12 protein-coding genes are annotated in these 15940 nt (G+C 35.7%); 4 read left to right on the top strand and 8 right to left on the bottom strand.

The window, feature by feature from the left end; all coding sequences use genetic code 11:
• Positions 1–48: 48 nt before the first annotated feature.
• Together FHL05_RS05100 and FHL05_RS05105 are read right to left on the bottom strand one after the other, a co-directional pair.
• Entirely contained in the window at positions 49–756 is a 708-nt protein-coding gene (locus tag FHL05_RS05100; RefSeq protein ID WP_153522198.1) for a type 1 glutamine amidotransferase, read from the bottom strand.
• A 176-nt stretch (positions 757–932) separates the two neighbouring features.
• Entirely contained in the window at positions 933–1691 is a 759-nt protein-coding gene (locus FHL05_RS05105; RefSeq protein WP_162000217.1) for a glycosyltransferase family 2 protein, read from the bottom strand.
• A 66-nt stretch (positions 1692–1757) separates the two neighbouring features.
• On the opposite strand from FHL05_RS05105, the gene FHL05_RS05110 reads away from it, so the two are divergent.
• The 4 genes from FHL05_RS05110 (at position 1758) to FHL05_RS05125 (ending at position 8460) form a co-directional block, all read left to right on the top strand.
• Positions 1758–2510, top strand: a complete 753-nt coding sequence (locus tag FHL05_RS05110; protein ID WP_153384825.1) for a tyrosine-protein phosphatase — start codon at positions 1758–1760, stop codon at positions 2508–2510.
• 383 nt (positions 2511–2893) lie between these two features.
• A complete protein-coding gene (locus FHL05_RS05115) occupies positions 2894–4255 on the top strand; it encodes a zinc ribbon domain-containing protein (protein WP_162000218.1) in 1362 nt (453 codons plus the stop codon).
• 142 nt (positions 4256–4397) lie between these two features.
• Entirely contained in the window at positions 4398–6362 is a 1965-nt protein-coding gene (locus FHL05_RS05120) for an Ig-like domain-containing protein (RefSeq protein WP_153384827.1), read from the top strand.
• Positions 6363–6468: 106 nt separating this feature from the next.
• Positions 6469–8460 (top strand): Ig-like domain-containing protein, encoded by a 1992-nt coding sequence (locus FHL05_RS05125; protein ID WP_153384828.1) that lies wholly within the window; start codon positions 6469–6471, stop codon positions 8458–8460.
• A 438-nt stretch (positions 8461–8898) separates the two neighbouring features.
• Here the strand turns inward: FHL05_RS05125 and FHL05_RS05130 are convergent, their stop codons facing one another.
• From FHL05_RS05130 to FHL05_RS05155, 6 genes are all read right to left on the bottom strand, one after another.
• A complete protein-coding gene (locus FHL05_RS05130) occupies positions 8899–9642 on the bottom strand; it encodes a glycerophosphodiester phosphodiesterase family protein (protein ID WP_153384829.1) in 744 nt (247 codons plus the stop codon).
• Between the two features lie 140 nt (positions 9643–9782).
• Positions 9783–10943: an N-acetylglucosamine-6-phosphate deacetylase gene (gene nagA / locus FHL05_RS05135; protein WP_153384830.1), complete on the bottom strand. Its 1161-nt coding sequence runs from the start codon at positions 10941–10943 to the stop codon at positions 9783–9785.
• A 117-nt stretch (positions 10944–11060) separates the two neighbouring features.
• Positions 11061–12221 carry an N-acetylglucosamine-6-phosphate deacetylase gene (gene nagA, locus FHL05_RS05140; protein WP_153384831.1) on the bottom strand — a complete coding sequence of 387 codons (1161 nt, stop codon included), beginning with the start codon at positions 12219–12221 and terminating at the stop codon, positions 11061–11063.
• Positions 12222–12296: 75 nt separating this feature from the next.
• Positions 12297–13469, bottom strand: a complete 1173-nt coding sequence (locus FHL05_RS05145) for an SIS domain-containing protein (RefSeq protein WP_153384832.1) — start codon at positions 13467–13469, stop codon at positions 12297–12299.
• 27 nt (positions 13470–13496) lie between these two features.
• On the bottom strand, positions 13497–15518 hold the full coding sequence (locus FHL05_RS05150) for a hypothetical protein (RefSeq protein ID WP_153384833.1): 2022 nt from the start codon (positions 15516–15518) through the stop codon (positions 13497–13499).
• Complete coding sequence (locus FHL05_RS05155; protein WP_153384834.1) at positions 15511–15933, bottom strand: PTS sugar transporter subunit IIA; 423 nt, start codon at positions 15931–15933, stop codon at positions 15511–15513. Before FHL05_RS05155 ends, FHL05_RS05150 begins: the two co-directional genes overlap by 8 nt.
• Positions 15934–15940 lie beyond the last annotated feature (7 nt).

Below are 15940 nucleotides of genomic sequence, written 5' to 3' on the forward strand. Positions count from 1 at the left end.
GTTAAACTACAAAACTCCACGGGAACTATTCACTAGTTTCTGTGGAGTTTAGAAATGTACTTTTCTGGTACTGATATATTTCGTATTTATTTTTGGACAAGTGGCTAACTTGTTCTTGTAATTTTCGATTTTATTTTGATTGGGGACTGGCTCACTTAGAATTTCATTAGCTGTTTGGTTAAGAACGGAACCCTTGATATAAGGAAAATCATTGACGACCATTTCCCGGACATTATCAGCAGCTGGTTCAATGTGAAATTGTAAGCCAATGACACGATGATTCATCACGAAACCTTGATTTTCCAAGTTATCATTTGAAAAGAGCAATTGGGCTTCATCAGGAACTTCAAACATTTCTTCATGCCAGTGCAAAACTGTCAATTCTTCGGGAATATCTAAAATTCTCGTATCACGACGATAAACTGGTCCCCAACCGACTTCTTTAGCGGGAGCTTTTTTAACTTCATATCCCATTGTCTTCACGATTTGTTGAGCTCCGTAACAAGCTCCAAAAATTGGTTTATCTTGGTCTAACAGTTCTTTAATTAGACTGCGCTCCTGTTTGATCCAATCCAAATCATCATTAGGACTCATTGGTCCGCCTAAAATTACCAACATATCAGTTTCTTTGGCTGTTGGTAAAAATCCATATTGATAAGGATGATAAACGTACATTTGGTGGTCATGCTCATTTGACCACTGTTGAATCATTCCTGGACCTTCATTTGGGGTGTGTTGCAAGACATTTATTCGCATAATTTTTCCTTTCGATGACGAGTATTAAGATAGTAATATTATAGCATCTCAACCGAGAAATTTATTTTTTCAAAAATATTTTGAAAGCATCTTTACCCAATTAAATGGTACTCTTAACTTGAATGCAGGTACAAAAAAAGCCGAGTTTTTAGCTCGACTAGCCTATTTCATATATATTAAATCTTGTCTTTCTCATTTCGAGAACTTTCCTTTAGTGTTCTGTGAACTTTCAATCTGGCAACGCCAATATCTCTGACATTCTCCATCGCAAATCGATTGGTAATGCTATCTTTTCGAGAGATGTAATGATAGAGCGGCTGATTGTCCAAATAAAAATTCTTAGCCAAGGTCGCATATTCGACGTTGAAAACTTGGTCTTCCATTAAATCGAGATCGGTTTGAAAAATCAAATGATTCTCTTCAATAATTGAACGGACGTAAGCTTTGTTCCACGTGTAACCCATTACGGTTCCAGTCATCTTGATAATTTGTTTGACGACCTCATCGCGACCGACGATTGACGTTTTATGTTTTGTGAACTTGTTCTTGACCTTGCCGTTCTCATTTTCATTGAAAAAACCACAAGTGACCATTTGGACGTTCTCTTGTTCAAAAATCGACAAGAAGTGTTCAACATAATTAGGTTCAACCCAATCATCACCGTCAATAAAAGTCACTAACTCACCGTCAGCCTTTGCTAAACCGGTATTACGAGCTGTGGAAACGCCAAAATTCTCGGTATGGCAAACTACATCAATCCAATCATAGTTTCGCTCATAAGAACGAATTATTTCTTGGGTAGAATCTGTCGAGCAATCGTCCACAATAATTAAATCAAAGTCTTGATTAGTCTGAGCAATTACTGAATCAATCGCACTAGAAATATAATCAGCTACGTTATAAGCTGTCATAATAATTGAAAGTTTCTTTTTCACCATATATCACCTTAGTAATATAATACTATAACGACCTAAATACGCAATGAATCGGGGAGGATTAAAATGAAGCGCATATTAAATCTTGAAGGTGCCATAAATTTACGTGAACTTGGTGGATACCCCACTAAAGATGGTACAACAATTAAATATAATAAACTCCTTCGTTCAGGAGATATAAGTAACTTAACAAATAAGTCTTTAAAATACCTTAAAAATTATGGATTGAAGTACGTCGTCGACTTCCGTTCCACTAGCGAGCAAAGGACTTGGGCCGATACGACCTCAAATTTTTATAAAATTTATTCTGACCCCGTTTACCCACTTCGAGGCAACGGGCAAAAACTAGTAAATTTAGTCAAGCACGATGAATATTCCTATTTGGGAGCAATTTATCAAAGCGTCGTTTTAGATGCTCATGGTCAACAAGCTTATCGGTTTCTTTTCAACTTGATGTTAGATAATGACCAAGATAAACAATCGTTACTCTTTCATTGTGCTGCCGGAAAGGATCGGACGGGAATTGGAGCTTTGCTCATCTTGAAAGCTCTGAACGTCGATTACGAGACCATCACTAAAGACTATCTTCTAACTAATTTAATGTATGAAGATACCAAAACTATCGAGAAGACTTTAAATGATAAAAACGGTAATCAAAGTATCAATAAAATGAATATGACCAAAGGTGACTTCCAAAGTATTACTTCAATTTTTTCTGCCATCGACCATTACTATGGCGATTTCGAAAATTATTTAAATACTGCTATGGGAATCGATAAAGATAAATTGGCTAAACTAAAAGCAATTTATACAGAATAATCACCTTTCTAATATTAATTTATATCAAACTAGATTGGAAAAGCCGATTTGCTTTTAGCTATAATAAACGTGCAGGGAGGACATCTCACCTCTTACCTCAAAATCCAGCTGTTCTCCCTGCAATGACCAATATCTAACATTTTCCATACCTAAAAGTTTGACTAATACAAAACCAACAATCGTTTTCCTCACTTATTCTTCCCGATAGGTGAGGTTTTTTATTATATAATTTTATTTTTTTAAGCAAACTCTAAGAATATTTTGTATAATTAAGATTCGGATATACAACATGTGACATTTCTGTGAACTTTCGCTGAATGTCTTCCTATAAAATGGGTTGTCTTGTATACTTATTTTGTCAACATAATGGAGGAATGCAAAAAATGTTTTGTCCAAATTGTGGCCATAAAGTCGATCCAGATCAGAAATTTTGTGATAACTGCGGCTACGCCCTAAAAAAGAAATCTACACAAGATACAAAAACTACTAGTGAACCAAAAGATGATGACACCATTCGTTCATTGTCTGAAATCGAAAATGAATTAAATCAAGAAGAACCTGAAAAAAAGGACACTAAAAAAGAGGCTCCTTTACAACAAGCCCCTGCTCAACAACGTGAATATGGATCTTTTGACCATCCAAATCACAATTCAACACCTCGTCCTGATCCAGAACCTGAAATGAAGACTTTTAACAAATCAACAACCACTTCAAATCGTTCTTCTTTCAGCAAGACAAGTGCTGATGAACCAATTGATGATAAGACTCAAGTCTATAGTAAAAATGACTTCAATCCAATTTCACAAAAGCCATACAAAAAAGCTCAAGAAGAAACACATCATAATACTTATGAAGACCCCATCAAGGATCCAATCAAAGATCCTTTTGGACCAACAGAAAGTGAACGTCGTGCCGCACAAGCTAAGATAAAAGCTGAAGAGGTCGACCCTAATGATGGTCTCATCCATAACATGATCAAATTTGCGAAGAATAACGCTTATATCAGTATTTTTGTAGTAATTATCCTTGCAATTTTATTGGTAGTAAAAAGAAATTATGGTTTTGTTGGTTTAGCAATTGCTATTATTGCTTGGTTCCTCTTATCGCAATTAGGACATGGTAATGAATTAGGTGCGAATAAGGCTTTGAAAAAAGAGACTTCTCTTAAAAAAGACTCTAATTCAAATCCTGACAATTCCCAAACACCAAATTCTGATTATCAAGCACGCCCTGCTCATCAAAAGAAACATGAAAAATACGACCGAGCAGCTGAAAGATTGAAGCCTAATAGAAAAACAACTCGGCAAAAAGTCATTATTGTAGCCTCAATCATTGGTTTTGTTGCTTCAATCAGTGGTCCATTTCTAGATGGCCTTTCACTATCAAGTACCATTGCCAACGCTGCTAACTATACAGCTAACCTTGGTGCTCAAAACACTTGGATTACTAATGGTTTTTCAGCAATTCGCTTGATTTGCTTTATGTCGCCTGTTATTGCTTTGATTGCTGGTTGTTTCAGATCACGTGGAAGTATTCGTATAACAAGAATCTTCACTCTATTGCCAACGATTCTCTACGCCGCTCTTTATGCAATTCTTTATGCCGGAGTAGTAAATTCAAGTGCTATCACTGGCCAAGTTGCTGTAACAACAAGTGGTTCTTTTGGAACTAGTTTTTATGTTCTAATTCTCACTTCAGTAGTTTCATTAGTAATGGCGTACTCATTACGTCCAAAACGAATTTAATAAAATACCTTTTCATTGTTAATTTAATAATGAAAAGGTATTTTTTATTCACTTTTTAATAAATAAATTCATAATATTTAGAATCATTACCTAATTATCCTCTGATATACTTATTTTATATAAGTGTATCGGAGGTTATTTTATGAAGAAAAATCATAAAAGTAATAAATTAAAATTATTTTTACTATTGTTGATTCCTTTGATACTTTTAATCGCTTCGTCAGCTTCATCATCACAAAAATCCGTTCAGGCAGATGATGAAGAAGTCGTCGTGACACCTAAATTTAAGCCAAATAACGATCCCGTGAAATTTTTAGGAATTTGGCTTTCTAATGGTTATGGACTTCAACCTAATGCCGATTCTTATACCACGGTCAATTCACCTGTTACCTTAAGAACCGATGCTGGAAGATCTGTCTGGTCAGTTCTTTTAGGGCTATTTGATAGTGCCCATTATCGCTGGTGGAAATCGACTGATGGCAAGAAATGGACTGAAGTTAGTAAAAGCGATAATGGTTATAAGAAAAATATGACTGTCACGCCAACAGAAGTGGGAACCGTTTGGTATCAACTGGATACTCAATACTACACATTACTTACGCCTCTGTTTAAAACGCATATCTACTCACAAGTTGCCGCTGTTCATGCTTTACCAGAACCAGTTGATGCACGGTCATTAGATGTGACAGTTGATGATGATTACCTCTACAACACTAGCGACGAGTTATCAAATACAACTTTTGCTCATGCTAAGCCAACGCCAAATAATGCTACTGGCGAACTAACTTGGTCAGTTGACGATACCTCTTTAGCCACAATTGATGAAGATGGTAAAATCACCGCCAATAATAAGGGTTTATCTGGTGATGTAAAAGTTACAGCCACAATGACCAACACCAATAGTCCAAATATCAGTGATTCAGTAATGGTTCACATTGGTGGTGGACTCGATGATCAAACTGTTAAATCAGGTCAAACAGCTACTTTCACTTTAAGAGGAAATACTGGTGGCAGTAGCGATGATGAAGATGAGAACTCTGGTTCCGTAACCGTTGATTGGTACAAGTATGCTCCAAATTCTGATACGAAAGTACTTGTATCCAGCGGTCAAGATACAAGTTATACGACCGATAAAAATACTATTAGTGACGACGGTTCATATTTCCAAGCCATCGTTACTTTGAAAACCGGTAAAATAACTAAAACTATTACCTCAAACAAAGCTAAGTTAACCGTCATCCCGGCAGGAACACCTGATATTCAAATCAATAATTCTATGCTCAATCAAACTTACTCTCATGAAGACAATACAGAACATGAACTGCACGACGTAATTACTGATGATGAAGTTACTTACCATGATACTTTGACTAATAAAAGTACTGAAGGATTACTAAAAGATGGTTTTTACGTTTTGCCATTGAAAAAAGGAACTGTTGTAAACTCAGTTAAAGTCGACGACAAAGCTATATCATCCGACCAATATTCAATTGTTAATCAAGGCGATAATGATAATTTAGTAATTGATATTGGTGATATCCCTGTCAGTGGGAATAAGGACATTCAAGTTTCGACAAGTGCTACAAACATTACCGAAAGTTCCAGTTTCCAATTCACGCCATACGTTTATGGAACTGACAATGATGGCGTCGTCTATCGTCAAGAAGGAACTTCAGAAACAATCAACTATTTGTCCAACCAAATCAAAGCTGACGTTCAAGATATCGACTTCGGAACGATTCATGCTTATGGGCAAAAAGGCCTGCAATACCGCCCTAGTGAAAGTAACGCTCCCAATAATATCGTTGATGGAAATGACGAGCGGCGCGATAAAAAGAAATTGAAAGTTTTCGTCTCTCAAAATACTCCGTTTACTGATGCTTATGGAAATACTCTACCTGTAAGTCTTCGGTACTATGAAAATGGAAACTATCTAGATGTTTTAAACAATAAAGTACCTGTGCAACAAGTTGAACAAGATGATAAATTTGAATCTATTTCTTGGGATAAGAAAGATGGTCTCTTATTATCCTATGACAGTTCAATCGGTTTTAAAGCTGGCAAATATTCTACTACCCTAACGTGGAATTTTGAAAACAGTCTATAATTCTACTAATTTTTCGACATAAAAACTTAAATTCCATTTTTGCAAATAAATTCCTCCTGAATTGGATATACTCTTTATTGGTATAGACATCTTAGGAGGAATTTTTATGTTATCGCCAAAATATTTTAAAAAGCGAAAATTTCTTTGGCCTTTATTATTTTTTCATATTGTTATTTTAGGCTTTTCAACTACGGAGATTCATATTGCTAAATCAGATACTATTTTAAAGGCATCACAATCTGCAGGTTTCCCTTATCCAGAAACACCGAAATATTCATGGTTTGAATTTCTTCATTTTTATTTTGATCCACAATTGAAATCCGATTATTATGTTCCGCTTGGTCAATCTCTAAGTTTAAATGTTCAAGGAAAACATCCATTTTTTTACCCTTTTCCATCTATCGAATATTCTTGGGGAATGAGTGAAGATGGCTTTCATTGGAAAAAGATCAATCAATCTAAAAATACTAGTTCTTTAAAAGTTGATACCAATAAAGTTGGTGACTTTAAATATCAAGTTAAATCTGATTTTTTCTACATATCTAAAAGTATAGGTTCTATTAATTCTAAAGTTGCTACAGTTCATGTAGTACCTAATCCTATTCCAACATTGAGCTTAACCATATCAACTGATTCTAATTACCTGCTTAACCATAATAGTGATTTTTTACCCACAACGACAAAAGCTTTTGGAATGCAAACACCAAAAAATGCTACAGGGAAAATAAAATGGTCGACTGATGATCCTAAATTAGCAACTATTGATTCAAATGGTAAAATCACTGCTAATAAAAACAATAAACCTGGTACAGTCAAAATCACTGGAACGATTGACGATGCCGATAATTCTTCTGAACGTATTTCACGAAAAGATAAACAAAATCAACCAAAAAGTGCTTCCACTAATATAAAAATTGGTGGTGGATTGGATGAAAAAACAGTTAATGTTAATCAAACGGCAACATTTAATTTAGAACTTGGCCAATTTCTTAAAGACAATATTACTAATGGTAATTTTACTGTTGATTGGTTTTATCGAGATAACTCAACTAATACGGTCAAGTCAATTCCCTCCTCAAAAAATCAAACTTTTATACAGATTTCAAATCCAGATTTAAAAAATAATCAGAATAAATATTTTGCAAAGATTAATATCAACAAGAAAATAATTACTATCAAAGATAAAAAAATCGAAAAAACTTTCAAAACAAACGAAGCAACTTTAACTGTTCTCCTCTCAAAAGAACCTAAGGTTGATATTTCTACTAAAATTTTGAACCAAACATATCAAGACCAACAAGATACTGATCAGCAATTGACTAACATTGCCACTGGAGACAAGATAACTTATCAGATAGCCTTAAATAACATCAGTGTTGCAGATTTCCCCAATTCAAATTTAGATTTACCACTTCTCCCTAATACCAATATCAATTATATAAAATTAGATGACATTCAAGTTCCAAGTGAAGACTATTCAATAGGCCAAATAGATGGAACCCTTCATTTGAAAATCAACTCAATTCCTAGTACAAAAGAAAGAAAAATTGAAATTTCAACAATTACTCCCAATATTTCTCGAAAAACTTCTTTTGATTCCACCATCAATTTTTCCGGAAAAACTACAAAAGATGAATCTTACAGCAATCGTAGTCAACAACTGCATTTTGACTACACTACCAATAAGATTGGATTAAAGTTCAAAAATATCTTTTTTGAACAAATTCAAATTTCAAATAATTCTTTATTTAGTCCTCTAAAATACCGTCTCAAGCAAAACAATGCTCCTGAAAATATTGTCGATGTTGATGATCAGCGGCGAAATAAACGTCCTGTCAGTATTTTTCTAAACCAGTCTGAACCCTTACAAACTAATGATAAAAAGATTCTTAATTCTGACTTGCGCTTTTATCAAAAAGAAAATTATCAAAATATCTTAAATACTCAAGTCTTAGTTACGAAATCTCAAAAAGACCAGCCTTTAAAATCAATCAAGTGGGATAAAGAAGAAGGCTTGTTACTTTACTTAAAGGAACGGACTCCAAAACAAGGTAATTATTCCGCAACTTTAAATTGGATTATCAAAGATAGTATCTAGCACAAAACTTTACATAGAGTACGATTGGCAAGTTTTTCATTGGATAAAGTCTTTGAATGTTTATACTAAAAGGTAGGAGAAATAGAAACTATTAAGAGTAGTTCCAGTTTCTCTTAGCCTTACGAAAGTAAGCTTGCGTCGACCAAGACGTCACCGATTAATTAATCGTAATTAAGGTAGATGCAATTCGAATGGGATTAGTTCTAAAAAATTGGGTTGAATCGAGATGAGACAAAATCAAAAGAAATTTAGATTTTGTAGTATCAATCAATGTTAATTCGTAAACCTCGTATTTGGAGTCAGCTTCTGCTCCCTTTTAAATTCAGTAAGCTATTAATTTTCGTAACGAATCCTCCAAAAACACAAATTAGTCTAGACAATAAAGACCCCGGAATAAATCAGTTTTTAACTGAAATTCCGAGGTCTTTTAGTTTTATTTTACTTTTCTAAAAATAACATGCGATCAGCAATATTAGTAATTATTCCATCAGCACCCCATTTAAGCAATTCTTGGGCACGGTTAACATCATCGACTGTCCAAACGTTGACTTCATAGCCATAATCTTTCATTTGTTCCAATTTGGCTTGAGTTAAGCCGGAACTATCTGGATGAACAATTTTGGCATGGCAAGCTTGCATAACCAAATTCCAGTCATCACCCAAAGTTTCACGACTGAATAAGACAGCGTACTTCAAATTAGGACGCAATTTATACATTTTTTCGAGCATAATTGGATTAAAACTAGAGATAATTAAATCTACATGATCGTCCAAGTTATCTAAGGCTTCAGCAAATTTTTCAACTAATTTATCAGCTAAATAATTAGCGTTGTCCCCTACAACTCCTTTTAGCTCGATATTAGCATTGACTTTGTGGATATTAAGAAAATCAATTAGTTGATCCAACGTTGGTACCTTTTCGCCACGGAATCTCTCCGCAAACCAGTACCCTGCATCGGCATTCAAAACATCTGAACTATCTACTGTTTCAATTGAACCAGATTGATTTGTTGTTCGGTTCAATTTATCATCATGAATTACAAAAACTTTTTCGTCTTTAGTAATACTTAAATCAGTTTCAATCCATTTAACATCTTGGTTTACTACCACGTTAAATGAAGCCATGGTATTTTCCGGCGCCAAAGTCGGTATTCCTCTATGAGCAATAATTTTTTTATCCATCATAATCCTCCATTAAATAGAGTATACATCAAAGAGCAAGGAGCTAAAAAACCGAGGTTACAATTTGTAACCCTCGGTTTTATTGCTTTTTAAGCTTTTTTATATCGGTTTAAACATATCTTTTCAGTGTACTATTTTTCTTAGGCTTGGTATCTTGAAACACCGTCTAAGAATGTTTCTGATAATGTCATATCATTATCTAAGACAATGAAATCAGCATCTCTACCTTCAGCGATGATACCACACTTATCAAGTACTTTTGAACTCTTAGCTGCTGTATAACTTGCCATTTCTACAGCTTCTTCGTCTGTAGCGATGTTCCAGTCAACAACATTCTTGATAGCGTCTTTTAATAGTAAGATACTACCAGCCAAGTTGTGTGTTTCATCCTTTAATCTAGCTGTTCCATCAGCAACGACAACTGGTAATTCACCAAGAACGTAATCGCCATCTGGCATTAAGCCGGCACGCATACAATCAGTAATCAAGGCAACATGTTCTGCGCCTTTCTTTTCAATAACGATTCTAGCTGCAAATGGGTTAACATGGTGACCATCGCAAATTAATTCGTCATCTACTAGATGCATGGAAAGTGCTGCACCAACCATCCCAGGAAGACGGTGATTCAAGCCACTCATACCGTTATATGTATGTGTGAATCCTGTAGCGCCTGCTTCGACACAAGCCTTTGCTTGTTCAAAAGTAGCATCACTGTGTCCTAAGTAAACTGCAACGTCATCAGAGGCAACTTCTTTTACAAATTCTGGAGCACCTTTTCTTTCTGGAGCAATTGAGATTTTCTTAATCATGCCGTGAGCAGCATCTTGCCAATCCTTGAATTCTTCAGCATCTGGATCTCTGAAATACTTAGGATTTTGAGCACCTTTGTGTTTTTCTGTGTAGAAAGGTCCTTCAAAATGGATACCTTGGATTTTAGCACCAGTGGCCTTCTTGTAGTTATCGCCGATTGTTTGGCAGATGTGCTTAAGTTGGTCGTGTGATGCTGTCAAAGTTGTTGGCAACCATGAAGTTACACCAGCCTTCAAAAGGCCCTCTGACATTTCATTCAATTTGTTAAAGTCATCATCCATTACATCGTGTCCAACAAGACCGTGGATGTGAGTATCAACAAGACCTGGGGCGATAAATTTGTCAGAATAATCAACAATTTTGCCTTCAGGCTTTTCATCTTCTGTAGTAAAGAATTTACCAAACTTACCGTCATCAGTAACTTCTAGGTAGCCACCGTTTTCAGTTGTGTTTTTTAAAAAGAATTTCTTAGCATGAATATAATATGACATAATCTAGTCTCCTTACTAATTTTAACATGTATATTATAGCATTTTATATCGGTCTATACCACGAAGATAATTAAAAAATGGAGATAATTAATTCTCATCTCCATTTTTTATTCACTTCTAAGCTTGATATCTAGAAATTCCGTCCAAGTATGTTTCTGACAAAGTCATATCATCATCTAAGACAATGAAATCAGCATCCCGACCTTGAGCAATGATTCCACATTTATCAAGAACTTTTGAACTCTTGGCTGCTGTGTAACTTGCCATTTCAACAGCTTCTTCATCTGTGGCAATATTCCAGTCGACAACATTTTTAATAGCGTCTTTCAACAACAAGATACTACCAGCTAAACTATGTGGTGCTTGTTTTAATTTGGCAGTCCCATCAGCGACAACAACTGGTAGTTCACCAAGAACATAGTCGCCATCTGGCATCAATCCAGCACGCATACAATCAGTAATCAAAGCTACATGTTCTGGTGTTTTCTTTTCAATGACGATTCGAGCAGCATAAGGGTTAACGTGATGGCCATCGCAAATCAATTCGTCATCTACTAGATGCATGGAAAGTGCTGCACCGACCATTCCAGGTAAACGGTGATTTAAACCGCTCATTCCATTATACGTGTGCGTAAATCCAGTAGCACCAGCTTCAACACAGGCTTTAGCTTGTTCAAAAGTAGCATCGCTGTGGCCCAAGTAAACTGCAACATCATCAGAGGCAACTTCTTTAACAAATTCAGCTGAGCCTTTTCTTTCTGGAGCAATAGAAATTTTCTTGATTAATCCATGAGCAGCATCTTGCCAGTCATTGAATTCAGCAACATCTGGATCTCTGAAGTACTTAGGATTTTGAGCACCCTTGTGTTTTTCTGTATAGAAAGGTCCTTCAAAATGGATACCTCGAATCTTAGCACCAGTAGCTTTTTTGTAGTTATCGCCAATCGTATGACAGATGCTTAGCAATTGATCATGTGAAGCTGTCAAAGTTGTTGGCAGCCATGAAGTTACCCCAGCCTTTAGAAGACCTTCTGACATTTCATTCAACTTATCAAAATCATCATCCATCACATCGTGGCCAACTAATCCATGAATGTGAGTATCAACTAAACCTGGCGCAATGAATTTATCAGCATAATCAACGATTTTCCCAGCAGGCTTTTCATCTTCTGCTGTATAAAATTGGCCAAACTTGCCATCGTCAGTAACTTCGAGATAGCCACCATTTTCAGTAGTATTTTTCAAAAAGAACTTTTTAGCATGAATATAATATGACATTTTAAATCTCCTTAATTTCTGTCTTAAAGAAAAGGCTGAAACACATAATGTTTCAACCTTTTTGGATAAAAATCATTATTCGTAATCGTGAATCGTGACACCTTTAACGACACGGTTAACTGTTCCGCTTGCTGAAGGAGTGTCTGGCGTATTCTTAACTTTAATTGAATTCATCAAAGCAAATGTTTGTGCAAAGATAACATCTGGCAAAGCTTGATAAAGTTCAGGCAAATCTTTGTCGCCACTTTCAATCAAGAAGTTGCTGCCAGAGAAATTATTATCACCACTCGTACCTACACCGACAACTTCTTCACAAATATCGTCACCTTTGATTTCTTCCAAAATATCAACGTCGTATTGACGTGTGTACTTATCATTATTTAAGAAATCGAAGACGATAGTCCGGGTGTTAACGTAGGATTTAGGACCATGACGAAAGCCCATTGATGAATCAAAGATGGTCGTTAATTCACCAGCCGTCAATTCAAGAACCTTCAATTGAGCTTCACGAGTCAAGCCTGATAATGAACCACTACCTAAATAAGTAATTCGGTTGTAATCAAGATCGGCATAAGCTTGAATTTCATCCTCACGACTGATAACTTCTTGACCCATTTTAATCATTGTTTTGACCCAGTCTGACTTTTTATCTTCATCATTTGTGTCAAAAATCAAAGCAGCTGTGAGAGTCATACAAGAAAAGCTTCCTGTCATGGCAAAACCTTTATCATTTGAAAGTGCTGGTTGTAGCAATAAGAGATTGGCATCTTCGTTTTCAGCTTTTTTAGCTAAATGGCCTTCTGGAGCACAAGTGATCGTGATTTGGAAAAGATTCTTCACGATTTTTTCAGCTAAATCAACCGTAGCTACACTTTCAGGACTATTGCCGCTTCTCGCAAATAAAACCAGGATTGTTGGGTCGTCACTTCTTAGATTATCCAGAGGAGCGGACACAATATCTGTTGTAGGAATGCTCTCAAAAACAAAATGAGCTGTATCGCCAACACGATTCAAGTATGGTCTTAAAGTATCGCCAACATAGGCAGAAGTTCCGGCACCAGTGAAGATAACACGAATTTTTTGAGTGGGGTAAGTGGAAATGATTTTATCTATAAAGTTATCTATCTCTGATTTTTTATCAGTATAATTTTTGAAAGCTTCTTGCCATAAATCTGGTTGTTGTTGAATTTCACGGGTCGTAATTTTTGCACCCATTTCTTCTAATTCTTCATCAGTTTTTGTAAACATTGTTTTGAATCCCTTCTCTATTAATTTTTAATCTAAAAATTTAATGTGAACGACCATCAATTCCCTTAGATTAAAGTCGATGTGGTAGATTCCTTTAGAATCCAGTTGGACATCTAAGACTTTGTTTTTCATTTGATTATCTATATCTCGATAAGTTAGGGATACCTTCTTCACATTACGATCTTTTAAGAAGAAATTGATTCCAGAAACATCATCAATCGACCAATTACTAATAATCATCGTCGTTTGTGCTGAATCAATCACTAATTTGCAATTGTACATATCGACAAGATGAGGCACGCTCAATTGCTCTTCAAAAAACTGTTTCAAATCTCCCTCACGGATATCCGTATATTGTGCTTGCCAGCCATACTTTGCTGAATCCATCATTGGCAGACAATAGAATTTGTCATCGCTAACTGTGACAGAACCCAACTTTTTTTCAAAGCGATTATAAGCTGAAGAGTGAACTGTTACCGGCATTGCATAATCAATTTTTACGTAATCACCCGTGTGTGTAAGCATCGTCAATCTAGGATTGTTGATGCCAGATATCGTTTCGTTATCGAATTGTTCAAAAGATTGTTGTCCGCTACGATTTTTCAAAATTTCAATTGATCTAGCATTGATTAACTTCAACAAATGACATTCATTTAAGACCTCAACAGCATCTCCGTCCAACAAAATAAAATTACGTTTAAAAAGTTGTTCGATTTGTTCATTTGCTAAAGTATTTAAAAAGTTTCCGGTCACAGCTACAGTCTTATTTTTGATTTCCTGATCAATAAAATTAATTGGCTTCATTGCAAATCCCATTGTTGAGAGCAATTCGAGCCACTGCGTCTGCGAAGCCATCAACCCTTCTAACGTATCCGTAGTATCAACTTTTGCTTTGACAACATCTTGATTCATTGGAATAACGATTCCACAGCGATTCTCTAAATCAATGCCAAACTCATTCAAGAAGTCTAGGAATTCCTTGTCCGAATTGAGCAATGAATCGTAGTGGTATGTTTGATTTATCCCATCACCCATCATGCTAAACATATTCAACAAGACGCCATTGGCATGAACTAAACTTGTGGTATCTAATTGAAATTGCGTAAACTTGTTAGATTTAGCGTAGGGAGAATACAAGAAACTTTCCATCTCTGGATAAATCTTGTGACGTGGTCCAATTTCCGTTCTGGTTGCCACGGTATATTTTTCAAAATCACGTGCGTATTGTTGTGGACTAACTTCGTTATAAGCTGGCAAGTGTGGCCTTGATACTGCAGGAGTATCTGGACCGCTTAATTCATCTAGCAATTTTTGCCAATCTCGACCTTCTAAGGCGTGAACTTCTGGCCAAGAACTCATTAATCCTAAAGTAGTCTCGGGTGACACTTCATGAACTCTTTGTTCAATCAAGTGTGCTACTTGTAAAATTTCTTCACGAGCAACTTTTAAATAGGCATTACGATATTTATTTTCGCCACCTTTAAACATCAAGTCGACGAATTCTTGACGGGACAAGTTTGTTCCTAAAGCATCGTTATAACGCTTCATGTGATCTTCACAAAAACATCCCAAAGCAAATGGTGCATTCTTATAATGTCTAAAGTCATCTTCAAGCCACAATTCATGTGGTTTGATACTAGCCCAAATGGCATAGATTTTACTAATGTATTCCCCAAAGCCTGCGTATCCTGGACAAGCCATTGAAAGACTCTTTACACCTTGGTAATTGACCATTGGTTTGATATCGAGTTCTTTTTTCAAAGGAATCCCGCGATCAGAGTGGTTCAAGGTCGTCCACGGATTTAAGCTGACGGTAATACCTAATTCTTTAATTGGTTGACTGATTTCATCAACATTTTTAATTAACTCTTTGGCTTTATCTAAAGTAATATGTGTATCTGACAACTCTTCTTGATTTAGGAAAAAGGCAACATCAGAAATATGAGCTTTTTTGACAAAATCAATTAATTTCTGTTTTTTATCAGCATCATAAATATTTTTATCAATTGCGAGTCTTAAAGTATAACGATATGGATTTGGATTACTCATCCTCATCGTCCTCATCGGAATCGGCTTTGATGAAGGCATTGACATCGACGATGCCATCTTTTCCTTCCTTCATAATGTCGTCTACTTTAATATCTGTACCGATAAATTTTTGATTAGCATAGTTAATGACCATTGGTAGATTCAAGCCTGAGATAACATGCATTTCAGGATAGTCTTGGGTCAAACTAACAGCGACGTTTCCTGGTGTGCCACCGAGTAAGTCAACAATCAAGAAGACTGGCTCTTTGCCATAATACTTTTTGATTTCTGTTTCTACTTTAGCTTTAAGAGTTTCAGGTCCATCTGACTTTTGAAGTCCTAAGGCGGTTGTTTCTGGTAGTTCGCCGATAATTAATTCTGCTGATTTTAAAGTTTCAATTGCCATGTTTCCATGACTCATCAAGATTAATGCCATAATTAAA

This window comes from Companilactobacillus halodurans (assembly GCF_009600995.1).
GTDB classification, from domain to species: domain Bacteria; phylum Bacillota; class Bacilli; order Lactobacillales; family Lactobacillaceae; genus Companilactobacillus; species Companilactobacillus halodurans.